Raw genomic sequence first — 23,480 nt, forward strand, 5'->3', positions numbered from 1 at the left:
AGTCATACATATGAGAAAAAAAGCAAAATAGAAAAAAGTGATTTTCTAATAAATTATTCATGTGGAATTGACATTTTTACTGTATAATTCATTTGATTATCCATTTTTTATTCATCAAAATTACTGAGAAAAGAAAGGAAGAAATAAATTTGAAGAAAACAAATTCTTCAGGAAAACCGAAACGTGACTTCACTAAATTATCGACACCGCATACGTATGTCATTATTTTTGGTGTAGTCATCTTTGCATGGATACTGACTTTTGTCGTACCAGCAGGAAAGTTCAGCACGCAAGACATTGAATATAAAGATGCGAATGGCGAAACAAGTACTCGTACTGTTTTACGCCAAGATTCCTTCCGTTATGCTTACGAGCTGGATAAATCGTATGTATTTGATCAATTAGAAGAACTGCAAGACCATCCAGCAGAACGTGAAAAATTGGATGTTCCTGAAAAAGGATTGGAAAAAGTCATTGCTGACGGAGAAAAAAATCTTACGCAAGAAAAACTAGATGAAATTTCCTTAACAGATGATGTTCTTTATGATGAGTATGGCGAAAATATCTATGATACTTCTAAAAAATTGCATAAAACAGCCAAAATATGGGGAACAGACGATTTTGGTGGCTTTGGCTTCTTAAATTTTGTTTTTGAAGGTCTAGTATCTGGAGATAAATATGGATCTGCTGTAGGAATTGCTGCATTGATCCTTGTTGTCGGAGGTGCTTTTGGTATTATTATGCGTACCGGAGCGATTGATGCAGGAATCTATGCGTTTATCAGTAAAACGAAGGGACTGGAGCGTTTAGCTTTACCGCTATTATTCTTTGCTTTTTCATTCGGGGGCGCTACATTTGGGATGGCAGAAGAGGTAATTCCATTCTCAATGGTGATGGTTCCATTCGTCATTGCCTTAGGATATGACTCGATCGTAGCAGTAACCGTGACTTATGTCGCATCTCAAGTCGGAAATGCGACCTCTTGGATGAGTCCGTTTAGCGTAGCTGTGGCTCAAGGGATTGCTGGAATCCCAGTGTTGTCTGGTGCGACATTCCGATTGATTATGTGGGTAGTTGTTACTGCCTTAGCAGCTGGATATATGATGATATATGCAGAAAAAATCCGTAAAAAACCGGAAAGTTCGTTGACTTACAAATCAGATGATTATTTTCGTTCTCATATCAAAAAGACATCTGATGAAAATAAAAAATTCATGCTTGGCCATAAACTGATTTTAGTAGAGATGTTAGCTGTTCTTGTTTGGATCGTTTGGGGCGTGACTCAAAAAGGCTATTACATCCCCGAAATCGCTTCTCAATTCTTTGTGATGGGATTAGTTGCCGGAATCATTGCTGTTCTTTTCAAACTAGATGGAATGAAAGTCAATGACATCGCTTCTTCTTTCCAATCTGGTGCAGCTGATTTAGCTGGTACAGCAATCGTAGTAGGGATGGCCAAAGGAATCCTTCTCGTCTTAGGTGGATCCGATGCGTCTGTTCCTTCAGCTTTGAATACGATTTTGCATGGAATCGGGACGGCATTGACCGGTGTGCCAGCTGTCATTGGCGCTTGGGCGATGTACATCTTCCAAAGTTTGTTCAACTTAGTTGTTACATCAAATTCAGGACAAGCAGCTTTGACCATGCCGATTATGGCTCCATTGGCAGATTTAGTCGGTGTATCTAGACAAGTAGCAGTTCTTGCTTATCAGCTTGGTTCTGGTTTCATGGATGCTTTTACGCCCGTATCAGCTAGCTTGATTGGTGTGTTAGGTGTTGCTCGAATCGAATGGGCAAAATGGGCAAGGTTCCAAATCAAGATGCAAGGATTCCTGTTTGTTTTGGGAACTATTTTCATCATGATTGCTATTGCGATCGGTCTGCAGTAGTACTGGAGACATAAGTAAATAAAAAAGTAATCCAAACAGTAGACAAATGACTCCAAGAACCGTTATTTTACGGTAAAATCAAAGGAGTAAAGATTCTATCGTTTGGATTATTTTTTAAGATCCTATCATCAGCTATACTTAAAGAAAGAGGAAAAATGTATGAAGATCATCCGACAAATTGAAGTGTTTGCACCAGATTACTTAGGAAAAATGGACGTATTGATTGCCGGTGGGAAGATTTTGGCTGTAGAAGAACAGCTAGAAGGCGGCTACGAAGGAGTAGAAGTAGAAGAACTTTCAGGTGAGGGGAAAGTACTGACTCCAGGTTTCATTGACTGTCATTTCCATATTTTAGGCGGAGGAGGAGAAGGCGGTTATCAAAACCGAACACCAGAAGTTACATTAAGTCAATTGACTACAGCTGGTGTAACGACAGTTGTCGGTTGCTTGGGAACAGACGGAGAAGGTCGTGATATGACTGCTTTGATCAGCAAAGCGAAAGGACTTGAAGCAGAAGGAATCTCTACTTATGTGTACGAGGGTTCGTACCGATTGCCGGTAAAAACAGTAACAGATTCGATCATCAAAGACTTTTTAACAATCGATAAAATCATCGGAATCGGAGAAATCGCAGTATCCGATCACCGTTCTTCTCAGCCAAGTTTTGAAGAGTTCGCCCGTGCAGCAGCAGACGCTCGTGTAGGAGGCATGTTGTCGGGAAAAGCTGGGATCATCAATGTCCACTTAGGCGGAGGAAAAAGAAAGCTAGAGTTATTGACACGAATTGTAGAAGAAACAGAAATTCCGATCACACAGTTTTTGCCTACTCATGCGAATCGTACACCAGAATTATTTGAAGCTTGCGTGGCATTTGCTAAACGTGGCGGCACGATTGACTTCACCGCTAGCGAAGATCCTGATTTTTGGGAGAAGACAGATGGGGAAGTGCGCTTCAGTAAAGCACTGAAACGATTGATTGAGGAAGATGTTTCTTTAGATAATTTCACGATGACCTCAGATGGACAAGGAAGCTTGCCTTATTTTGATGAAAACAATCATTTCCTAGGGCTAGGAGTAGGAAGTGCTAAGGCATTGCTAGTAGGGATCAAAGAAGCTGTGCAAAAGGAAAATATTCCTCTGGAAATCGCCTTGCGAGCTATAACCAGTAACCCAGCACGTATATTGAAATTGGATAAAAAAGGAAAAATTGAAATTGGCGCAGATGCAGACTTGTGTATCTTGGACAAAGAAACGCTTGATATCGATACAGTTATTGCTAAAGGAGAAATAATGATCCAAGAAAAAGAAGTCAAAGTATGGGGAACTTTCGAAAAAAGTTTTTGATTCACTATCTGACGCATCCTTTTTTAGAAAACGAGCGTTCTGTTTGTCTGTATCTGTTGTTGATGTTACCCTGAAAGTAGATCAATAAACAAATTAAGAGGAGGAAACACAATGGCAGATTTAAAAGGACGTTCTAAAGACATGAAAGACAAAGTAGTCGGTAAAGGAAAAGAAGCATACGGCAAAGCAACAGACGACAAGAGCAAAGAAACAGAAGGAAAAGCACAATCACTAGGTTCTGATATCAAAGAAAAAGCTCGTGATTTGGGCGATGAAATCAAAGACAAATTCTCTCGAAAAGATGAAAACAAATAAACAACGTTCATTACTAAATGAATCAAGCAAATAGAAATCCGAACCGTATCTGCTTCATATAGATATGGTTCGGATTTTTTGTTTGAACGTTATCCTGTTTTTTAAACTTCTATTTTTTGAAATTCTTTATTTTTTAGTTCAAAGACTTCATCGCAGCTTTTTGCTACTTCGACCTCATGGGTCACGATGATAATACAGCGATTTTGTTCATGGGCGATTTCTTGGAAAAGTTTAACGATATCTTGTGATGCGGTCTCATCCAGATTCCCAGTAGGTTCATCAGCTACAATCAGTTGATGTTCGCAACAGATAGCACGAACGATAGCGACTCGCTGTTGCTGACCTCCTGAAAGTTTGGTCACCTGTTTTTTTGCTAATACTTCATCAATTCCTACACGAGCTAGTCGATCTAAAGCAACTTGACGATAATTTTCTTGTTTGGTTTTAGTAATCTCCATTGCTGTTATGACATTGTCTAGAGCTGATAAATAAGGAAGCAAGTTGTAAGCTTGGAAAATAATCGAGACATCATTTTGACGAAAACTTCTTAACCCGATTTTGTTCAGTGAACGATCCTGATAGTATACCTTTCCTTCTTTTGGTGTATCTAATCCGGAAATAAGCGAAAGAAAAGTCGTTTTTCCAGAACCACTTGCTCCTAAAATAGCGTACATTTTTCCAGCTTCGAAATTCAGTTCTACATCTTTATAAAGCGCATCTTGCGGATCTTGATACCAAAATCCCAATTGTTCTGTCCGTAACATCAAATTCCTCCTTTAATTTAATAGGATTTTTCTTGGGTTTAACCTTAATATCCCTATAGAAGCTAAAAAGACAGAAAGCAGGCTGATTCCAAATGCTACTCCGGCTAGTAGTCCTAATTGTGTAGGTTTGACATTGATTTCCAATTCGCTGACTTGATCAGAAACAGCAAATGGATTATTCGTGTTTCCTTGCTGACCACCACGCTGACCGCCTTGTTCGTTACCTGGCATTTGTCCACCGCCAGGAGCTTGTTGGTCTTGTGTCGTGGTTTCTGTCTGTTGGTCAAGTAGCTGCTGCCCCACGGCATTCGCGACGACGTTCCCGCTAATCGAAGCAACTCCTAATGCAAGAATCATACAAATAGCAACTTCGGTAAACAATTGGAGAATGATTTTACTTCTGGATTCTCCTAAAGATAACAAGACGCCTAACTCATGCCGACGCTCCCGGATGGTAATCATAATAATAAGAGTAAGTATGATAATGCCGGCTACAGCCACTAGTAAAACAACATTTTTAGAAAAACTTGCCACATTGTTTAAAGGTTCCAACATTGACTGATACATGGAATCATTTGTTTGTAAGCTAAATGTATCTGTGTCGATCAGCTTCTCTGCTTTTTCGAGAAACTCATCCATTTCATCTGGATCAGATAGAGTGTAAATAGCAGAATCTATCGTGTTATCGTCAGATGTCCCATTTAATTCATTTGCAAAAGTATAAGAGGTGTAAAGTGTATTCGACGGATTCATGAAGTTGAATTTCATACCCATACTGCTACTTGTTTCGCTAGATTCATAAATTCCTTTGACCGTCATTTCATAAGTGGTATCTTCATCTTCAGTACTCGTGATTGTGAAAGTATCTCCGACTGTCAGGTCATTTGCTTCTGCTAGCGTAGAATCAATGACTACGTTGTTTGTGCCTTTGTCGCTGTCATCTATTCCTTCACCATCCGTGATTTTTGCTGTTCCATCAGAAAAAGTACTATTTTGTGCAGTTGCTGACACACCGCTGATTTGGAAATCTGCTTGAGTCATTTGCGGATTTCCGCCCATTCCTCCGGCAGGACCACCGCCTGCATCGGTAGTTTCTGAACTGTCTTCACTTGAATCAGAACTAGTGATGGCAGTTATTCCATCTTTTGCCATAGCTGAGGCGGAACTTTCAAAGGAATAGCTTTTTACATTATCTAATTTAGCTATTTTTTCCGCGTCCGTTAAGGATACTGGGGTAAGAGAAAAACTGCCCGGATCTGGACGTTCTTCAGCGGTAGAATTGCTTGAAGAAGTTTGTTCCTGTTTTTTAAATGAAGCTTCTCGATTGGCACTTAAAGTCACTGTTGCTCCAACTTCTTTTTGTGCTTGATTCGCTGCTTCTTCTGCAGCGCTTCGAATCGTGAGGCCAGCTAGCACAAAAATAAGAATGGCTGTGAACACGGCAAACAATAACAATGAACGTCCCCATTTTACTTTTGTACTTTTCCATGCACGTTTCATAAAATTCATATCTTGCATCCCTCCTAGTAGATGCATTTGATAATAGACAACCAATCTTAAAGCTAGCTTAAATCTTATGCTGTTTGCACATCATCAACACGAGGTTCTGCATATATAAAAAGTCACTATAGTTATTGCAAAAAATGTGGTAAAATGAAAAAAGTATGTTTCAAACCGACGAAGAAGAGATGAAAGAGAAACAGCAAAAGAAATCCTAGATGTTACAGAGGAATTTTCATTTGCTTAGTGATTCTAACAATTGCTGATACTAGCGATTTAGTTCATTTGTTGTATAATAATGGGGAACAGCCGAATACTCATATAAGTATTCTGGCTATAGCGTTTCGCAAAAGATCCATTTTGTTAATGAAGTATATCCAAAATAAAATGCCCAACCAACTGTCAGAACGCGGATGTGCTGGTAATTTTCCTGCTGATTCTCCATAAGTTGAGAACTAGTGATTTTGCATGTGCTTCATTGGAATGGCTCGTAAATTTAGATAAAGAAGAAAATCGACATCTTTAAACTTGGATGTCATAAGAAGAGGTGAAATTTGTGAGTACCATTAAAATTATCCCATTAGGCGGCGTTCGCGAAAATGGAAAAAACATGTATGTCGCAGAAGTGGGCGAGGATATTTTCATATTAGATTGTGGGCTAAAATATCCTGAAAATGAGTTGTTGGGGATCGACGTCGTCATCCCAGATTTTACGTATTTAGAAGAAAACATTGATCGTGTAGCTGGTGTCTTTTTAACACATGGGCACGCAGATGCGATCGGGGCGCTTCCCTACTTGTTGTCGAAAATTTCTGTACCAGTATTTGGAACGGAGTTGACGATCGAGTTAGCAAAATTGAATGTCAGTCGTAACGAAGCAGCCAAAGGATTTAAGGATTTCCATGTGGTAGATGAGCATACAGAAATCGACTTTGGTGAAACAGTAGTGAGCTTTTTCCGTACCACTCACACGATACCAGATTCAGTGGGGATCAATCTGAAAACAAAAGAAGGTAGTATCGTTTATACGGGAGATTTTAAATTTGATCAAACGGCTATCCCGATGTATCAAACAGATTATGCACGATTGGCAGAAATCGGCAAAGAAGGAGTCTTAGCTTTACTGAGTGAATCGGCAAATGCAGAGAATCCTCAACCAGTAGCTTCTGAAGCTCAGATAGCAGATGAAGTATTTGATACAATCAAATATTGGGAAGGACGCATCATCGTCGCCTGTGTAGCAAGTAATTTGCAACGAGTGCAACAAGTATTGGACGCAGCAGAAAAAGCACAACGAAAAGTTGTCTTGACTGGTCAAGATTTTGAACGAATTATTCGAACAGGGATGCGTTTAGAAAAACTTCAATTACCAAGTGAAGATTTACTTGTTACATTGAAAGACATGAAAAACTATGATCCAGAAGAACTGATCATTTTAGAAACTGGCCGAATGGGTGAACCCATCAAGTCTCTGCAAAAAATGGCAAACGGCACACACCGTAATGTCAAGATCGAAGAAGGCGATTTGGTTTATATCACTACTACGCCAAGCATCGCGATGGAAACAATCGTGGCGAAAACGGAAGATATCATTTATCGAGCTGGTGGAACAGTGAAATTGATCTCTGAGAATATGCGTGTTTCTGGTCATGCCAATCCTAATGATTTGCAATTGATGATCAATTTGATGAAGCCGACATATTTTGTGCCAGTTCAAGGGGAATATCGGGAATTAGCTGCTCACGCAGATTTGGCTCATGCAGTAGGGATGCCTTACAAAAATATCTATATTACTGGACGCGGAGATGTGCTGGAATATAAGAATAAGCGTATGAGTGTTGCAGGAACTACAAGTGCAGAAAATGTAATGATTGATGGTTTAGGCATAGGCGATATCGGAAACATTGTTTTACGTGATCGGAAAATCTTATCAGAAGATGGGATTTTCGTAGCGGTTGTCACTATCAGCCGAAGAGAGAAGAAAATCATCTCAAAACCTCAAATCACTTCACGAGGATTCGTTTACGTAAAAGCTAGCCGTGATCTGATGAAAGAAAGTAGCAATATGATTGAAACAATCGTTGAGAAACACTTAGAAAGCAATGATTTTGAGTGGAGCAAATTAAAGCAAGACATTCGTGATCAATTAGGTCGTTACTTATTTGAACAAACAAAACGACGTCCTGTGATCTTGCCAGTCATTATGGAAGCTACTCAACGTCGAAATAAGAAATAAACAAAGAGTAAGATGGCTCTCCCTATAGAGTGCTCGTCTTGCTCTTTTTTTGAGGGAAACAAATGATTTTTGAATACAGTATCCTTCGCTTTATAATAAACGATAGAATAAAGGGAGTGGATCAATGATGAGTCAAACAAAAGTCGAACGTTATTTAGAAGAACAAAAAATCAGCTATCAACCACTTGATTTTAGTCATATAGTAGAGGGATCTTTCACAGAAGAACTACAAAAAAGAGGGATTGATCCAGCTTTGATATGTAAAACTCTCGTAGTAAAAGGGAACAAAACTGGGGTGATCATCGCATTGATTCCTTTGAATGATCATTTAGATTATAAAAAAACGAGACAAGTGACGAACGATCGTAAAGTCGGTTTTCCTGGGATGGATTTTGTCTTAACACATACCGGATATCCTCACGGAGCGAATACCCCTATTGGAATAAAACTCGCACATCCTGATTATTGTTTTTTAGCAGACAGTTCTTTAAAAGAAAAAGAAGAAGTGATTGTGTCGAGTGGTGAAATCGGGAGAAGCCTCCAAATAAAAGTAACTGATTTAGAAAAAATCGTCCATCCTATTTACGCTGATTTAATTAGTTAAGTGACGAGAAGGGGAGCCAAGCAGAGAGCTCAAACTTGAGATTATATCTGCTTGGTACTTGGTGCATCCTGTATTATCTGTTACAATTGCTTTGTGCATACTGTACTATCAATCCAATGAAAATATATTTATTAACTATATTTTTTCATTGATGTGCAAGTAATGAAATCGGTTTTAATAAAAAAGATACAGAGAAAACGTGAGGTGTAGAATATGAAAATTACGTATCATGGACATTCTTGTTTAACGATTGAAATGGAAAATGGCCAACGTGTGATGATTGACCCGTTTATTACAGGAAACCCGTTGTCAGATTTAACTGCAGAAGAAGTAAAGACAGATTGGTTGCTGATTACTCATGGACATAGTGACCATATAGGAGATATGATTCCTATTGCAAAAGAAAATCAAGCCACGATTATTAGTATTGTTGAGATTGCTGATTATGCAAATAGCAGAGGAGTAGATTCTTTCGGTATGAATATCGGCGGAAAACATGCATTTCCATTCGGCACAGTAAAATTCGTACATGCACAGCATAGTTCAAGCTATGAAGTAGACGGTATCGTTCAGTATATGGGTGAGCCTAGCGGAATCATTATCCAAGCAGAAGGCAAAACGATTTATCATGCAGGAGATACAGCTTATTTCAGTGATTTAGGATTGCTTGCAGAAGAGTTCGATATTGATGTTGCTTTCTTGCCGATTGGTGATAACTATACGATGGGACCAGAGGATGCGGCTCGGGCTGCACAAACAATTCGTGCCAAGAAAGTCGTTCCAATCCATTTCAATACGTTCCCTGTCATTGAACAAGATCCTGAATCTTTTGTAGCATTACTGGAAGATAGCGAAGGAAAAATAATGAGCGTCTCGGAAACGCTGGAAGTGTAGGCAGAAAATGGCGACAAAACATGATTTAATTTTAGAATATATTGAAAGTTTACCTGTGGGCAATCGAATTTCTGTAAGAAGCATCGCAAAAGAATTGAATGTCAGTGAAGGAACAGCGTACCGTGCAATCAAAGATGCGGAAAATGTCGGACTAGTTTCAACGATTCAACGAGTAGGTACGATCCGTATCGAACGTAAATTAAAAAAACATATTGAACGTTTGACATTTGGCGAAGTCGTCAGGATTATTGAGGGGGACGTTTTAGGTGGCTCGGCAGGATTAGACAAGGTCTTGAATAAATTTGTCATTGGTGCGATGACTAAACATGCCATGGAACGCTATATTACACCAGGATCACTGATGATCGTCGGCAATCGGGCGGAAGTCCAAAAATTAGCATTGGAAGATGGCGCTGCAGTATTGATCACAGGAGGATTCAATACGACTACTGAGATTGCAAAGCTAGCCGATGAACTTGAAATGCCAATCTTGCGCACTTCTTATGATACATTTACAGTCGCTACCATGATCAACCGAGCGTTAAGTGACCAATTGATCAAAAAAGATATCATGCTTGTTAGCGATATCTACATGCCGGCGGAAAAGACACATTATTTGCATCAGATGGATACGATTTCTGATTATCAACGTTTGTCAGAAGAAACGCAACATTCACGTTTTCCAGTCGTTAATCGCCATCACCGTTTGATGGGGATCGTTACGGCAAAAGACGTTTTAGGGAAATCACCAAATCAGATCATTGATCGAGTGATGACGAAAGAACCAATTAGTGTAAAGAAAACAATGAGTATTGCTTCTGTTAGTCATCAAATGATCTGGGATGGGCTGGAGGTCATGCCGGTCGTCTCCGATGACTTGACATTGGAAGGCTTGATTACCCGGCAAGATGTAATGAAAGCGATGCAGCTTGTCCAGCGACAACCGCAGATTGCAGATACGATTTCAGATCAGATATCTGGAAATATCCATACGATTGATACCGATCGTGAAGGGAATCGTTTGGAAAATCCTAAGTTCAAATTTGTAGTGACACCACAAATGGTCAATGGTGTTGGAACCATTTCTTTTGGCGTGCTTAGCGAAATCATTTCTGATGTCGCACAAAAAACAATGGTGATGAACCAAAAACGAAACATCTTGATTGAACAAGTGAACCTACATTATTTGCGGCTGATCCAATTGGAAAGCGAGTTGGACATTCGTCCACGTGTATTGGAAATCGGCAGACGTTCCGCTAAATTGGATATCGAAGTATTTATTGAAAATACCATCGTTTCCAAAGCAATCGTTGTTTGTCAAGTAATGGAACGTTCTTAGAAAGCAGGAGTGAAATGACAGTACAGCAAGAAATAGTAGATACAATAAAAAAATACGATAAAATCATTATCCACAGGCATTTGCGCCCTGATCCTGATGCGTTAGGATCACAAGTAGGATTAGCCGAACTATTACGGGAAAGTTTCCCAGAAAAAGAAATACGACAAGTAGGTGAAACGATTGAAGGTCTTCGCTTTTTAGCAGAAATGCAAGAAGTTGAAGATGCCTTTTATCAAGGAGCGCTAGTCATCGTGACCGATACAGCTAATTCACCTAGAATCAGTGATCAAAGATATCAGTTAGCAGAAAAGCTGATCAAAATTGATCATCATCCCAATGATGACCCTTATGGAGATCTTGTGTGGGTAAATACAAAAGCAAGCAGTTGTAGTGAGATGATTGCAGAATTTGCTTTGATGTTTCCTGAATTATTTAAGATGAACGTGGAAGCTGCACGGTTGCTTTATGCGGGAATCGTCGGAGATACAGGGCGCTTTTTGTATCCCTCCACGACGTCCCGTACATTAGAGATTGCATCGATATTGAGAAATTATCCATTTGATGCAAGTGCTTTGAATAGAGAGATTGAGCAAATGCCGATGAAAGTCGCTAAACTTTCCGGTTATCTTTATCAAAATATCCAGGTGGATGAAAATGGTGCAGGAAGAATAATCCTTCCGCAAGAAATTCTTGATAAATATGGCATCGATGATTCAGAGACGGCTTCAATCGTTTCTCTTCCTGGAGTGATCGACGAAGTACTAGCTTGGGGTATTTTTGTTCAGCAACCTTCAGGACATTACCGCGTACGCTTACGTTCTAAGGGACCAGTCATCAATGAGTTAGCGAAACGCCATCATGGGGGAGGCCACCCATTAGCAAGTGGTGCGAATGCAAAAGATTTAGCAGAAGTAGAGGAAATCTATAAAGAGATTCAAGACATTTGCCAATCGTATAAGAGTAGAGAAACGAAGTAACAACTTCATTCGAAAACGTTCCTTTTGTGGTAAAAATCACAAATGTATCTTTTCAACATCTTCTTTTTCCGTTACAATAGTGCTCACTAAAGATTTTAAAGGAGAAAGAAGATGACATTACCAAATTGCCCAGAATGCGGCTCAGAGTACACATATGAAGATCGAGGTTTGTTGATTTGCCCAGAATGCGGGAACGAATGGAGCAAAGAAGAGCAAAAAACTGTCACAGAAGACGGATTAGTGGTATTAGATGCAAATGGAAACCGTCTGTCAGAAGGTGATAGCGTGACAGTGATCAAAGATTTGAAAGTAAAAGGTGCATCAGGTGCCATTAAACAAGGAACGAAAGTCAAGAACATCCGCTTAGTAGAAGGCGACCATAATATCGATTGCAAGGTAGAAGGATTTGGTCCGATGAAACTGAAATCGGAATTTGTGAAAAAGAATTAAAGAATATTCAAGGTCTTTTCACATTCTTTTCTTGCTACTAATGATAAAATAAAGGAAACAAAAAGGAGTGAAACGACAATGTATGGTTATGGAATGTATGGTTTTTTAGATCCGACATTTCTTTTGGTCATTCTTGGATTAGTCATTTCCGGAATTGCGTCAGCTTATGTCAATAGTACTTTCCGCAAATATGATCAAGTGAGAAGCAAAAACAACGTGACTGGTACACAAGCAGCACAATATATATTGCAAAGCCAACAAATAAATGATGTTGGCGTTCAACAAATTGCCGGAGATCTCACAGATAACTACAATTCAGGTAATAAGATGCTGAGCCTGTCTCAAGCGACTGCACAATCTACTTCAGTTGCTGCGATAGGTGTAGCAGCTCATGAATGCGGACATGCGGTTCAAGATGCTTCGGGGTATGTCCCATTGAAGATCCGTGCGGCACTTGTTCCCGCAGCTAACTTTGGTTCGATGATTTCGTTCCCATTGATTATGGTAGGTGTATTGCTTAGTTGGAACTCTACGTTGATCAATATCGGGATTTTTGCTTTTTCTTTAGCGTTACTCTTTCAATTGGTGACATTACCAGTTGAATTCAATGCATCTCGTCGAGCAATCCAAATTTTGAGTGAGGGCGGACTGCTGACGGAAGAAGAAGTACCGATGGCAAGACACGTATTGTTTGCAGCGGCATTGACTTACGTTGCAGCAGCGCTTTCGACATTCCTTCAGCTGTTGCGCTTGATTTTATTGTTCGGCGGCAACCGAAGAGATTAACATAAAGAGGCTGGGACAGAAGCGTTTAACTCCAAGAAATAAGAAGGAATTCACGAAAATTACTTTTCAAATTTTTGTGAATTTCAGCTTATTTCCGAAGGAGTTGCTTCTGCTTCCGCCGTTTATACGTGTTTAGAGCGTGAGACAAAAGTGTTCTTTACTTTTGTCCCACGCTCTTTGTTTTATTCTCATATCTTTTTTTCATATACAGTTCTTGAATCGCTTTTATCAACTCACCGAATAATACTGTATCGTGGTTTGTATCTAGATAGAAAGTTTCCGTTTCAGCTGATATTTTCTCATGTTGATCTGTAATAATCAAATCAGCATGTTTAGGACATTCGATAATCTTGATTGCTTCATTGCGAAATAGTTTCTGTAAATGATCTTGCAGATGGTAATTCCCTGTGAATGGTTTGGTTATCTGCAAGTGGATGAGTAATTGTTCTTTCATTTCTGTGTGTAATAAGTGTTGGATCAATTGAATAAGGTATTGACTTAATTGAACTTTTTTTCTAGAGTTTGAAAAAATTGTGTCGATTTTTTCTCTTAATTTTTTTTCCTGTATAAAAGAAGCCGTTTGATTGGAGGTAGTTTCTGGAAAACAGAGTGTAGAAAAGCTACTGCTAGATTCACCTAACAGTTCCAAAAGAATAACTGCTAGTACGAGAAAATAAAAATAGATCGGTTTTTTGTCTTCCAAATGATTGATAGGAAACTGTTGAGTTAAGTAAGTCATCAATTGATCGACTTGTTGGCAAATAAGGTTTTTGCTTGTGGAAAATAAGAAACCAATCACCTGTTTTTGTTGGAATGAAATTTGATTTGGAAAAAAACAATAGAAAAAATAATTGAAGTAGGCTCTTTCCGTTTCTACCTCTTCACAGGGATAAATCGCTGAAAAAGAAGTAAAGCATTCTGAATAATCATGTGTACGCTGCAACAAATCCATTAATTCAGTAATTTCAGGAGAAATTTTCGAAAAACGTGCCTGTTGTCTGTTACGACATATGAATAAAGCAAGTAATAAATAGATGTTTTTTTCTTGTTTTGGATTTTTTTCTCTGTGCTCATCCTTACTTTTCTTTTTTAGTGTATTTAATTCAAGAGAGGAAAACGGCCAATCGTCTCCTTCGAATGTATCTGAAAGAAAAAAATAAAGATAAAGGCGGATAGATAATTCGTTTCCTTCAAGAACACAGCAGTTTTGTACAGATACGATCCTTAAATGGAATTTATTTAATGAATGATTGAGTTGTTTTGTCAGCTTTTCGAGATAGGAGGGCGATATATAAAGTTGTTCAAGTAAATACTTTTTTGGTACAGCAGATTGTGGATAATTAATCAGCAACATTAAATAATTAAAACGATTGGATTCTTGTAGGTAGCGTAATCTTAACTTATAAAATACAGCTAGCTTTTTAGACTGATCGGTTTCTTTGGTGTAGATCTCTCCTTTATGGTTAGAATAAATAAATTCCTCCATCAATAAAAATTGCTTGAGCGAAAAATTTACTTTCCGAATCAACTCTTTGATTGTTCGTTTTGGAATATGCAATTCATTGGCTAATTCCTGTAAAGAACAATTTTTTTTTTGAATGACCCTGTGCAGAACAAGCAACTCTTTTTTTCTTGCTTCAATTAACATAATAGCCTCCTTTTATTCTGTTTTTGTATATAGTTAGACAAAAACTGTGAGTGGAAAGTCATTTCAGTGTGTGTTATTCTTACAGAGTATCGCCTTTTGTTTGTATATATTGTTATTTAAATCTTGTTATCACCTTGTTTATTCTATTGTTTATTTCATAGGGCGTTTTGTCAAGTTTTTCTTGTATCATAAGTAAATATACTTGATTTTTAATGGATATATCTAAAGTGATTATGAAGATTATCAGTGATTATTTCACTTTTTTTTAATTTTGTACGTTATTTATTAGAGGGTAGATGAAGAGGGACGGAGGTAAGAATGATGGGGAGAGTAACAAATTATAGTAAAGAATACTTGCTGTTCAAAAGTATGGTATATGTGGAAGAATATGGAATGAAATCAATTACTGCAAGAGATTTGGCGGATTTCTGCGGGTGCTCTACATATCCGATTTATACACATTTCAAATCGATCAGCGGGTTAAAGGAGAAAATATTAGAAGAAATCACTGTTTGCTTTGAACGATACTTAGCTGAATGCAATTCCAATGATGTTCTAAGCACAGTCTACTTGCTGAAAGATTTTTTTTCTATCCATGAAAGTATCCGTGGAATCATTGCAAAATCTGAATTAGACATGAATTCGCTATTTAAACGGCCATTTTTTTCATACATCAAAGGCCACACGAAAATCAAAGAGGAAAAGTTGCTTGAATTGCTTTGGCTTAATGCATTGGGAAGTTTGAGCTCAGATAATTTTTCTCAAGATTTTTTTGAAACGATGAACGCTGTTTGGGATAAAAATGAGGTGACGGATGAATACTTGGAAAGTATCTTAAAGGAACAGTTATCTTAGGAAGCAACATGAAAAAGTAGATCAGCCACCTTTATTTTTCGTAAAAAAGATTGTAAAATGTCTAACGAAACATTTGAATGAAGGAGGAAGCTACAACGTTACCACAGCAATTTATCAAAAAATATCGTCTTCTTTTAGGAGAAGAATCAACTGAATTTTTTTGCGCACTTGAGCAAGGAAGCGCAAAAAAAGGATTTCGGTGGAACCCACTAAAACCGGCAGGATTGGCTATGGTTCAAACTTACCATAGCGAAGAATTGCAACCCGCTCCCTACAGCAATGAGGGATTTCTTGGCACCGTGAATGGAAAGTCTTTCCTCCATCAAGCTGGGTACGAATATAGCCAAGAACCAAGTGCAATGATCGTTGGAACAGCTGCTGCAGCAAAACCAGGAGAAAAAGTGTTGGATTTGTGTGCGGCTCCCGGCGGTAAATCGACCCAATTAGCTGCTCAAATGAGAGGCAAAGGGTTGTTAGTGTCAAATGAGATATTTCCGAAACGCGCGAAGATCCTATCAGAAAATATAGAACGATGGGGAGTTTCGAACGCAATAGTGACAAATCATGCACCTGCAGAGCTTGTTCCTCATTTTTCCGGTTTTTTTGATCGGATCGTGGTTGATGCGCCTTGTTCAGGGGAAGGGATGTTCAGAAAAGATCCGAATGCAGTAAAAGAGTGGACAGAAGAATCTCCGCTACACTGTCAAAAACGTCAGCAAGAGATTTTGTCTTCAGCAATAAAGATGCTAAAACATGAAGGGCAGCTGATCTACTCTACCTGTACGTTTGCACCAGAAGAAAATGAAGAGATTATTAGCTGGCTTGTAGAAAATTATCCAGTAACAATTGAAGAAATCCCTTTGTCTCAAACCGTTAGTTCAGGACGTCCTGAATGGGGAAGCGTAGATGGTTTGGACAAAACAGTACGTATATGGCCTCATGAAAATCAAGGAGAAGGGCATTTTGTCGCAAAGTTGACTTTTCATGGACAAAACCCAACACGTAAAGAAAAGAAAGTACGTAAGAAACGGAAAGAAGAATTGACAAAAGAACAGGAAAAACTTTGGACGGAATTTTCAATGGATTTCCATTATGAAATCACTGGGAGACTTTTAGTGTTCAACGATCATCTTTGGGAAGTTCCTGAGTTGCTCCCTTCTCTTGATGGTTTGAAAGTCATGCGTACAGGTTTGCATTTAGGAGATTTCAAAAAGAATCGATTTGAACCTAGCTATGCCTTAGCACTTGCTATGAAAAAGACAGAAAACATCCCTTGTTTGTCGATCACTCAAAAGGAATGGCAATCTTACACAGCAGGAGAAACATTTCAACGTGATGGGGATCAAGGATGGGTTTTATTAGTATTGGATAAGATACCTGTCGGTTTTGGTAAACAAGTAAAAGGAACAGTAAAGAACTTTTTTCCTAAAGGATTAAGATTTCGCTGATTTCGATGAGTGGATTAGTTCGTTTATTTTTTTGTCTATGCTATGATTGAAGTAGATAAAAAGGAGCTGATACTTATGAAAACATCAACAAAAGTAACAATTGGATTAAGCGTAGCAGCCGCTGCCAGTGTAGCGACAGCAGTCGTCGTATCGGGAAAAGTAATGGAAAAGATCCATCATATGACTACTCGGACAAAAGTAAAAAAATTCGTCCACGACAAATTCGATGGAAATGAAAAATTGATGGAAATCGTAGATGATCTGTCAGATAGTGACTTGGATTCTTTGATGGGGATGTTAGCAAAAATAAAATCAGGAAAAAAGAAAATCTCTGTTTACGGTGATTCCATCAAAGACTCAACCGAAGACGTAAAAGATCGGCTTATGCATTTTGTTGAAAAAATGATGTAAGAGAAACTAGCTTTTGAACACTATTCATTTGAAATAAGGGGTTGTGACAAAATTTATTGTCATAACCCCTTTAACTTATCTTTAATCATGCTCATGAATCAATAAAAGGTAGCAAAACAGTAAATCATTGGCTTTTTTTAGATTGAAACCTGATTGTTCTTGAAATTTTTCGATTCGATATTTTAGCGTATTCCGATGAAGAAACAGCGTTTTTGCAGCAGAGCTGACATTACCTAATTCATTCCATAATTCTTGAATGATCTCTTCCATTTCATTTTGTTTGATCAGTTCTATGTAACTTTTGATCAACGCACTATCTTTCATGACATCTTTTGTATAGTAATGTAAAGCAACATCTTGCATAGAAAAAGTACGGCTGTGAGTATAGAGATTGTTTTGCTCTGTTAAAAAAATTCTTCTTTCTTCAGCAAACAAAGGGACAAGGTCGCTACCTGGTGAATGAAAAGAACCAACGAATACAGATGTTGTCGTATCAAAATCAGCATCTAAAGATAGAAAAATACCATTGATCTCAGCAGCATCAAGATAATCACAATTTTTTTGTTCGATCAAGAGAGCATCAGTGTCTGTATAAAAGAAGAAATCAGCAGAATAGCGAAATAATTCCAAAATAGTATCTTGCCATTCTTTTTTTAAGAATTCTCCTTTCGATTCGACGTGAAGCTGGATCAAACGAAAGCTTTTTTCTTGGATGCAAGAAGCATCTTTAAAAAGATAGTGATACCACGGATGTTTTTTTTGATCGCTGACTATAGGGAATAACGCTTTCAAAAGACTAGTTTCTTGTTGGGATAGTGAATCGCTTTTAATCCAAATAAAAGCATCATCAACTGCAAAAGAAAGGATATCAGCTTCTGACGCTGGACAGTTTTTTTTCTGTGCTTGTGGGTAAAGAGCAAGTAATTTATTCATTTTCATCTTGTTCACCTCTTGTATTTATTTTACCATAGAAAAAAAAGTTAGTTACAGCCTTTTTGTCATATGCTAAAGTAAAACAAGAAAAAACAAAGGCAGGGAAGGTTAATTGGTTAATACAAATCTTGATGCAGTAGATAAAGAAAAATGGATGCGCCTTGCATTGGCAGAAGCAAAAAAAGCAGAAGTGCTCCATGAAGTTCCGATTGGAGCAGTGGTTGTATTAGAGGGAGAAGTGATTGGAAAAGGATATAACCTTAGAGAAACGACACAAGATGCTACTACACATGCAGAAATGCTTGCAATCAAGGAAGCCTGTGAAAAAGTTGGAAGTTGGCGCTTAGAAAATGCGTCGCTTTTTGTTACCTTGGAACCTTGCCCTATGTGCAGTGGCGCGATGATTTTGTCTCGTGTAGCAGAAGTTTATTTCGGTGCATATGACCCGAAAGGCGGAACAGCCGGCACTTTGATGAATCTTTTGGAAGACGAACGATTCAACCATCAAGCGTATGTAGAAGGCGGCATTTTAGAAGACGAATGCGGAAGGGTTTTGACTGACTTTTTCCGAAAGCTACGTCAGCGAAAAAAGAAATTAAAAAAAGACTGGTCAACGAATGAAAAATAAGGTATACTATTCTTTGCCGAAAGGCTAGGACAATGGTGGGCTTGTGAAGCGTGTCAGGTCTGGAAGGAAGCAGCACTAAGCAGGTTCCGCCATGTGTCTGATTATAATGAAACGACGACAGACTTTCGGGTCTGTTTTTTTTATTTCTAGAAATAATTAGGCTGTAAAACTGAATAGTTTTTCGTTCTTTTAGCCAGACTATTTTATCGAATATTATACTTATGTAATTTGCTTCGAGACAGGAAAAGCTCTGAAATGGAGCTTGTTTCAATGGAAGAAAAAGCTGCCTGTGGTATGATGAAGATAAAGAGAGGCGAGAGGACACATGGAAAAAATAGTGATTTTACATACGAATGATCTGCATTCACATTTAGAAAATTGGCCAAGGATCAGAAGATTCTTAGATCAGCGTAAACGAGAAAACGAAAAGAAAGAAAATACGACAACGATTGCAGTCGATCTAGGTGATTTTGTGGATCGTTGGCATCCATTATCAGAGGCAACGAATGGACAGGCGAATATCTTGCTGATGAATGAAGTTGGTTATGATGCAGCGACGATAGGAAACAATGAAGGCGTAGGAAATTCCAAAGAAGATCTAAACCACTTATATGATCATGCTGAGTTTGATATCATCCTTGATAACTTGTTTGATAAAAATACGTTGCAGCCACCGATATGGACGAAACCGTATAAAATCATTACAACGAAACACCAGACAAAAATTGGCTTGATTGCATTTACTGCCCCGTTCCCGCTTACGTATAATCCAAATGGCTGGGACATACGCAATCCATATGATATTTTGCCGGAATTAGTCGAAGATTTACGTCCACAAGTGGATGTTTTAGTTTTGATGAGTCATCTCGGGATTCAAGATGATTTACAAATTGCAAAAGAAATACCAGCAATTGATGTTATTTTAGGTTCGCACACCCATCATTTATTCAGAGAAGGTCATGTAGTCAACGATGTCCAAATAGCAGCAGCTGGCAAATACGGTCAATATGTAGGAGAAGTCCATTTAACCATCGATGAAGAAAAAAAAATCCTTAAGCATTCGGCCAAAGCCATCCCTACAGAAACAATGACAGCTTTTACAGAAGATGAACAAGAGGTAAACGGTTACTTAGAACAGGGGCATGAGCTGCTAAAAGAAAAAGAAGTAGCGGATTTGCCGTTTTCTTTAAGCCTAGATATCTTCAGTGAGCATTCGTTTATCCAAGTAGCCCTTGAGGCGGTAAAAGAACGAGGAAAGACGGACGCCGCAATATTAAACAGTGGTCTGTTTTTAACTGAAATTCCAAAAGGTCGGGTCAACCAGGATCAGCTTCACACGGCATTGCCGCATCCAATGCACTTGCTGAATGTCACATTGGGTGGAAATGATCTGATTCGTTTAGTTTTAGAAATAGAAAAAAATCGTCAGTTTTTACGTAACTATCCGATGAAGGGAATGGGATTTCGCGGCAAGATTTTTGGACAGATGGTCTATAATGGAATCATGTATGACTCCGTTAACCATCAAGTTTTTTGGAAGAATAAGCCAGTCGATCCGACTAAAAATTATACTTTTACTACCGTCGATCATCTAATGTTTGTCCCATTTTTTCCAACGATCGAAATTGTTGGAAAAAATGAATTTTTGTTTCCTGAATTTATCCGAAGCGTGGTAGGAGATTACTTGAAAGCTCACTACCCAATCAAATAAAAACAAGGTATAATAAAAAAGATAGGTGGTGAACGCATGTCTGCAAAACAAAATGAACAGCAGAACGTTGAGCATAAAACAGAAATTGCTAAGAAAAAATCATCAGCTGAACAGGAAACAACAGTCACAGAAGAACTGACAGCTGCTTTGGAAGAAATCGTCGAGGAGCCGAAAGCAGAAAAAGTCAAAGGTGAAGTAGTGACGCTGTTAGATGACAGTAATTTTTTGGTAGGCGAAAGACATTATCGGCTTGTGTCCGATTATCGTGAAGGATTTAATGCAGAAAAACTGGGAGAACGATACAGTGATGTACTAGCCCGATATGATTATATCGTAGGAGATTGGGGTTATGAACAACTACGTTTAAAAGGATTCTTCCGAGCGGATAATCGACGGGCGCATCCGGATCAGCGAATTGATTCATTGGAAGACTATCTTTACGAATATTGCAATTTTGGTTGTGCGTATTTTGTCATCGAAAGAATCGGCGGTAAAAAAGAAAAGACAACTCAGCGCCGAAAAAAGAAAAAAAACCATAATCGTGCGTATATCGATGAGAAAAAAGGACCAGTCACATCTAATCGTAAAAAACCGGTTATTAAAAATCGAAAAACAGAGTCAGCAAAAACCTCTGAAAAAGTAAAAAAACAAGAACAATCTAGTCAAGTGGAAAAAACAAAAACAGCATTTACGATAAGAAAAAGGGAAGAGTAGTGGATGAATGGACTATAAAGGATATTTAATTGATTTAGACGGGACGATTTATCGCGGGACGGAACCTATACCGGCAGGGAAACGGTTTGTGGAAGAATTACAAAAAAGGAAATTGCCTTTCTTATTTGTTACGAATAACACGACTAAGTCGCCAGAAACAGTGGCTAATCGTCTAGCAGATGAGTTTGACATTCATGTAGCACCAGAAACAGTTTATACAGCTACTTTGGCTACAATTGATTTCATGAAAGCAGATGGAAAAGGAAAAAAAGTGTATGTTATCGGAGAAGCCGGATTAATTGACTTGATTTTAGCTGCCGGATTTACATGGGAAGAAGAGGTTCCTGACTATGTAGTAGTAGGGCTAGATAATTATTTGACATATGAAAAGGTCGTCAAAGCAACTCTTGCTATTCAAAAAGGGGCTACTTTCATTGGAACGAATCCGGATAAGAATATCCCTACAGAACGTGGTCTTCTTCCTGGAGCTGGGTCAGTCATCTCTTTCGTCGAGACAGCAACCCAAACTCCACCAATTTATATCGGAAAACCAGAAGCAATCATTATGGATAAAGCCGTTGAAGTATTAGGTCTGCAAAAAGAAGAAGTAATCATGGTTGGAGATAACTATGAAACAGATATCCAAGCAGGGATACGTAATAATATCGATACTTTGCTCGTTTTATCAGGTTTCACAAAAGAAGAAGATGTACCTGGGCTGCCTATCCCAGCTACCTTTGTGAAACGATCATTGGATGAATGGAGCTTCTAATATGAAAAATTCGAGATGGCGGTGGTTGGAATATGCCGGATTATTCAGCCTGTTTCTGACACTGATCAGTTTGGCAGTTGGAGTGACGATCAATTTTCGACCGCTGTATGTATTTGATATCGGACATTTGCATATTTTGGATTATACTTCTTTAGACCAAGAGACATTACTGAAAAATTTTGATCACCTGATGAATTATCTTAATAATCCCTTCCAAACAGTCCTCAGTTTGCCGGACTTTCCAGTTTCTGCTAGCGGAGCTCATCATTTTTATGAAGTGAAAATTTTGTTTTTAGTGGATTATGCTGTATTTTTCATCACTCTGATCCCAAGTATTTTGTTTATCAGATATTTGCAAAAGAATGATCGTCTTTGGCGATTGATTCGTCCGTTTCAGATTGGCATGTTGCTGCCAGTCATTTTTGGTTTTTTCATGATGATTGGATTTGATCGCTTTTTTATCCTTTTTCATGAAACGTTTTTCAACAACGATGACTGGTTATTCGATCCTGTAACTGATCCAATCATCAATGTACTTCCAGAAGAATTTTTCATGCATAGCTTTATCTTGTTCTTTGTAGTATTAGAAGTATTTTTTGCTATTTTTCTTTTCTTAGGGAAAAATAGTTTGAAACAAACAAAAAAGAAAGAACTCGTCTAAATAGACGTTTTCTTTCTTTTTTTGATTTATTGAGTAAGTCGACTTCTTTTTTCTGGTTCTTTGTGTGCTAATCGACTGGCAGCAGCAGCAGCGATTGCTCCAACGATATCATCTAAGAAGGTATGGACATGAACGCCATCGTGGCTGTTTAGTTCTTTTAAAATACCCGGTTTCACTTTATCGATATAGCCATAGTTCGTAAAGCCAATCGTACCGTAAACATTCACGATTGATAAAGCTAAGATCTCATCGATACCGTAAAGACCTTCGTCATCTTCGATAATGTGTTGCAACGGATCCATCAATCTTTTCTTTTCTGCTAATATATCTAATTGGATTCCGGTGATAATGGCGTTATGTACTTCACGTTTTGTTAATACGCTGTTGACACTTTCAGTACAATCTGCCAAAGTCAAATCAGAAATATAGTCTTTTTGTAAAAACATGACAAGTTGTGCGATATCTTCTACAGTTACGCCACGTTCTTTCAATAGTTCTCTTGCCTTTTCTTCTAAAGTCTCAGTTTTGACGACCATATTATTGCTCCCCCTTTATTTTTTCTTTCTCTATTTCATGTTAACGGAACATGAAAAAAATGCAA

23 protein-coding genes and 1 other RNA gene are annotated in these 23,480 nt (G+C 38.3%); 19 read left to right on the forward strand and 5 right to left on the reverse strand.

The genetic code is table 11. The features are described from left to right. Positions 1-149 precede the first annotated feature (149 nt). The 3 genes from yfcC to A5849_RS11780 all read left to right on the forward strand — a co-directional run bounded on the left by yfcC (position 150) and on the right by A5849_RS11780 (position 3,548). The gene (gene yfcC / locus A5849_RS11770; protein ID WP_002291032.1) at positions 150-1,889 is read left to right on the forward strand and encodes a putative basic amino acid antiporter YfcC; all 1,740 of its coding nucleotides are present in this window, start codon (positions 150-152) and stop codon (positions 1,887-1,889) included. A gap of 159 nt (positions 1,890-2,048) precedes the next feature. Further along, positions 2,049-3,233: a beta-aspartyl-peptidase gene (gene iadA / locus A5849_RS11775; RefSeq protein WP_002310168.1), complete on the forward strand. Its 1,185-nt coding sequence runs from the start codon at positions 2,049-2,051 to the stop codon at positions 3,231-3,233. Positions 3,234-3,344: 111 nt separating this feature from the next. Continuing rightward, complete coding sequence (locus A5849_RS11780) at positions 3,345-3,548, forward strand: CsbD family protein (RefSeq protein WP_002291027.1); 204 nt, start codon at positions 3,345-3,347, stop codon at positions 3,546-3,548. 101 nt (positions 3,549-3,649) lie between these two features. On the opposite strand, the gene A5849_RS11785 is transcribed toward A5849_RS11780, so the two are convergent. Both A5849_RS11785 and A5849_RS11790 read right to left on the reverse strand, forming a co-directional pair. Continuing rightward, positions 3,650-4,312 (reverse strand): ABC transporter ATP-binding protein, encoded by a 663-nt coding sequence (locus tag A5849_RS11785; RefSeq protein WP_002291026.1) that lies wholly within the window; start codon positions 4,310-4,312, stop codon positions 3,650-3,652. A 12-nt stretch (positions 4,313-4,324) separates the two neighbouring features. After that, positions 4,325-5,821, reverse strand: a complete 1,497-nt coding sequence (locus tag A5849_RS11790) for an ABC transporter permease (RefSeq protein ID WP_086310123.1) — start codon at positions 5,819-5,821, stop codon at positions 4,325-4,327. Between the two features lie 547 nt (positions 5,822-6,368). On the opposite strand from A5849_RS11790, the gene A5849_RS11800 reads away from it, so the two are divergent. The 7 genes from A5849_RS11800 (at position 6,369) to A5849_RS11830 (ending at position 13,098) form a co-directional block, all read left to right on the forward strand. Further along, positions 6,369-8,048: a ribonuclease J gene (locus A5849_RS11800; RefSeq protein WP_086310124.1), complete on the forward strand. Its 1,680-nt coding sequence runs from the start codon at positions 6,369-6,371 to the stop codon at positions 8,046-8,048. 124 nt (positions 8,049-8,172) lie between these two features. After that, the gene (locus tag A5849_RS11805; RefSeq protein WP_073490485.1) at positions 8,173-8,652 is read left to right on the forward strand and encodes a YbaK/EbsC family protein; all 480 of its coding nucleotides are present in this window, start codon (positions 8,173-8,175) and stop codon (positions 8,650-8,652) included. A gap of 213 nt (positions 8,653-8,865) precedes the next feature. After that, positions 8,866-9,546 carry a metal-dependent hydrolase gene (locus A5849_RS11810; protein WP_002310175.1) on the forward strand — a complete coding sequence of 227 codons (681 nt, stop codon included), beginning with the start codon at positions 8,866-8,868 and terminating at the stop codon, positions 9,544-9,546. Positions 9,547-9,553: 7 nt separating this feature from the next. Further along, entirely contained in the window at positions 9,554-10,885 is a 1,332-nt protein-coding gene (locus A5849_RS11815; protein WP_002310176.1) for a DRTGG domain-containing protein, read from the forward strand. Between the two features lie 14 nt (positions 10,886-10,899). After that, positions 10,900-11,862: a bifunctional oligoribonuclease/PAP phosphatase NrnA gene (locus tag A5849_RS11820; RefSeq protein WP_002291016.1), complete on the forward strand. Its 963-nt coding sequence runs from the start codon at positions 10,900-10,902 to the stop codon at positions 11,860-11,862. A gap of 111 nt (positions 11,863-11,973) precedes the next feature. Further along, on the forward strand, positions 11,974-12,312 hold the full coding sequence (locus A5849_RS11825; protein ID WP_002310177.1) for a zinc ribbon domain-containing protein YjdM: 339 nt from the start codon (positions 11,974-11,976) through the stop codon (positions 12,310-12,312). A 78-nt stretch (positions 12,313-12,390) separates the two neighbouring features. Beyond that, positions 12,391-13,098, forward strand: coding sequence for a zinc metallopeptidase (locus A5849_RS11830; protein ID WP_002310178.1), 708 nt, complete (start codon positions 12,391-12,393; stop codon positions 13,096-13,098). Between the two features lie 157 nt (positions 13,099-13,255). Here A5849_RS11830 and A5849_RS11835 read toward each other — a convergent pair whose 3' ends face one another. Next, on the reverse strand, positions 13,256-14,746 hold the full coding sequence (locus A5849_RS11835; protein WP_002347750.1) for a helix-turn-helix domain-containing protein: 1,491 nt from the start codon (positions 14,744-14,746) through the stop codon (positions 13,256-13,258). A gap of 318 nt (positions 14,747-15,064) precedes the next feature. On the opposite strand from A5849_RS11835, the gene A5849_RS11840 reads away from it, so the two are divergent. The 3 genes from A5849_RS11840 to A5849_RS11850 all read left to right on the forward strand — a co-directional run bounded on the left by A5849_RS11840 (position 15,065) and on the right by A5849_RS11850 (position 17,460). Then, on the forward strand, positions 15,065-15,601 hold the full coding sequence (locus tag A5849_RS11840; protein ID WP_002310182.1) for a TetR/AcrR family transcriptional regulator: 537 nt from the start codon (positions 15,065-15,067) through the stop codon (positions 15,599-15,601). A gap of 77 nt (positions 15,602-15,678) precedes the next feature. After that, entirely contained in the window at positions 15,679-17,049 is a 1,371-nt protein-coding gene (locus A5849_RS11845) for an RsmF rRNA methyltransferase first C-terminal domain-containing protein (protein WP_002310183.1), read from the forward strand. Positions 17,050-17,124: 75 nt separating this feature from the next. Then, positions 17,125-17,460 (forward strand): hypothetical protein, encoded by a 336-nt coding sequence (locus A5849_RS11850; RefSeq protein WP_002291007.1) that lies wholly within the window; start codon positions 17,125-17,127, stop codon positions 17,458-17,460. Positions 17,461-17,541: 81 nt separating this feature from the next. Here the strand turns inward: A5849_RS11850 and A5849_RS11855 are convergent, their stop codons facing one another. Next, complete coding sequence (locus tag A5849_RS11855) at positions 17,542-18,399, reverse strand: helix-turn-helix domain-containing protein (protein WP_002310185.1); 858 nt, start codon at positions 18,397-18,399, stop codon at positions 17,542-17,544. Between the two features lie 106 nt (positions 18,400-18,505). Here A5849_RS11855 and tadA point away from each other — a divergent pair, with 106 nt between their 5' ends. The 6 genes from tadA (at position 18,506) to A5849_RS11885 (ending at position 22,879) form a co-directional block, all read left to right on the forward strand. Further along, positions 18,506-19,021, forward strand: a complete 516-nt coding sequence (gene tadA / locus A5849_RS11860) for a tRNA adenosine(34) deaminase TadA (RefSeq protein ID WP_002310186.1) — start codon at positions 18,506-18,508, stop codon at positions 19,019-19,021. Between the two features lie 22 nt (positions 19,022-19,043). Continuing rightward, positions 19,044-19,128, forward strand: an RNA gene (gene ffs / locus A5849_RS11865) — signal recognition particle sRNA small type. Positions 19,129-19,346: 218 nt separating this feature from the next. Beyond that, positions 19,347-20,732: a bifunctional UDP-sugar hydrolase/5'-nucleotidase gene (locus A5849_RS11870; protein ID WP_002310187.1), complete on the forward strand. Its 1,386-nt coding sequence runs from the start codon at positions 19,347-19,349 to the stop codon at positions 20,730-20,732. A 36-nt stretch (positions 20,733-20,768) separates the two neighbouring features. Further along, positions 20,769-21,446 carry a YutD family protein gene (locus tag A5849_RS11875; RefSeq protein ID WP_086310125.1) on the forward strand — a complete coding sequence of 226 codons (678 nt, stop codon included), beginning with the start codon at positions 20,769-20,771 and terminating at the stop codon, positions 21,444-21,446. Between the two features lie 7 nt (positions 21,447-21,453). Then, entirely contained in the window at positions 21,454-22,218 is a 765-nt protein-coding gene (locus tag A5849_RS11880) for a TIGR01457 family HAD-type hydrolase (RefSeq protein ID WP_002310189.1), read from the forward strand. 1 nt (position 22,219) lies between these two features. Beyond that, positions 22,220-22,879, forward strand: coding sequence for a TIGR01906 family membrane protein (locus tag A5849_RS11885; protein WP_002310190.1), 660 nt, complete (start codon positions 22,220-22,222; stop codon positions 22,877-22,879). Positions 22,880-22,905: 26 nt separating this feature from the next. On the opposite strand, the gene A5849_RS11890 is transcribed toward A5849_RS11885, so the two are convergent. Next, positions 22,906-23,415: a phosphatidylglycerophosphatase A gene (locus A5849_RS11890; protein ID WP_002290997.1), complete on the reverse strand. Its 510-nt coding sequence runs from the start codon at positions 23,413-23,415 to the stop codon at positions 22,906-22,908. Positions 23,416-23,480: the final 65 nt, after the last annotated feature.

The sequence above is a fragment of the Enterococcus sp. 10F3_DIV0382 genome (genome assembly GCF_002140245.1).
Classification (GTDB): domain Bacteria; phylum Bacillota; class Bacilli; order Lactobacillales; family Enterococcaceae; genus Enterococcus_B; species Enterococcus_B lactis.

Bases quoted from the DNA above. Each gene is read 5' to 3' on its own strand.
- A5849_RS11820 (WP_002291016.1), top strand. From the start codon at position 10,900: ATGACAGTACAGCAAGAAATAGTAGATACAATAAAAAAATACGATAAA.
- A5849_RS11845 (WP_002310183.1), top strand. From the start codon at position 15,679: ATGAAGGAGGAAGCTACAACGTTACCACAGCAATTTATCAAAAAATAT.
- A5849_RS11825 (WP_002310177.1), top strand. From the start codon at position 11,974: ATGACATTACCAAATTGCCCAGAATGCGGCTCAGAGTACACATATGAA.
- A5849_RS11875 (WP_086310125.1), top strand. From the start codon at position 20,769: ATGTCTGCAAAACAAAATGAACAGCAGAACGTTGAGCATAAAACAGAA.
- A5849_RS11790 (WP_086310123.1), bottom strand. From the start codon at position 5,821: ATGAATTTTATGAAACGTGCATGGAAAAGTACAAAAGTAAAATGGGGA.
- A5849_RS11870 (WP_002310187.1), top strand. From the start codon at position 19,347: ATGGAAAAAATAGTGATTTTACATACGAATGATCTGCATTCACATTTA.
- A5849_RS11810 (WP_002310175.1), top strand. From the start codon at position 8,866: ATGAAAATTACGTATCATGGACATTCTTGTTTAACGATTGAAATGGAA.
- A5849_RS11890 (WP_002290997.1), bottom strand. From the start codon at position 23,415: ATGGTCGTCAAAACTGAGACTTTAGAAGAAAAGGCAAGAGAACTATTG.
- A5849_RS11805 (WP_073490485.1), top strand. From the start codon at position 8,173: ATGATGAGTCAAACAAAAGTCGAACGTTATTTAGAAGAACAAAAAATC.
- A5849_RS11855 (WP_002310185.1), bottom strand. From the start codon at position 18,399: ATGAAAATGAATAAATTACTTGCTCTTTACCCACAAGCACAGAAAAAA.
- A5849_RS11815 (WP_002310176.1), top strand. From the start codon at position 9,554: ATGGCGACAAAACATGATTTAATTTTAGAATATATTGAAAGTTTACCT.
- iadA (WP_002310168.1), top strand. From the start codon at position 2,049: ATGAAGATCATCCGACAAATTGAAGTGTTTGCACCAGATTACTTAGGA.
- A5849_RS11785 (WP_002291026.1), bottom strand. From the start codon at position 4,312: ATGTTACGGACAGAACAATTGGGATTTTGGTATCAAGATCCGCAAGAT.
- A5849_RS11850 (WP_002291007.1), top strand. From the start codon at position 17,125: ATGAAAACATCAACAAAAGTAACAATTGGATTAAGCGTAGCAGCCGCT.
- A5849_RS11780 (WP_002291027.1), top strand. From the start codon at position 3,345: ATGGCAGATTTAAAAGGACGTTCTAAAGACATGAAAGACAAAGTAGTC.
- A5849_RS11830 (WP_002310178.1), top strand. From the start codon at position 12,391: ATGTATGGTTATGGAATGTATGGTTTTTTAGATCCGACATTTCTTTTG.
- A5849_RS11885 (WP_002310190.1), top strand. From the start codon at position 22,220: ATGAAAAATTCGAGATGGCGGTGGTTGGAATATGCCGGATTATTCAGC.
- A5849_RS11835 (WP_002347750.1), bottom strand. From the start codon at position 14,746: ATGTTAATTGAAGCAAGAAAAAAAGAGTTGCTTGTTCTGCACAGGGTC.
- A5849_RS11880 (WP_002310189.1), top strand. From the start codon at position 21,454: ATGGACTATAAAGGATATTTAATTGATTTAGACGGGACGATTTATCGC.
- A5849_RS11840 (WP_002310182.1), top strand. From the start codon at position 15,065: ATGATGGGGAGAGTAACAAATTATAGTAAAGAATACTTGCTGTTCAAA.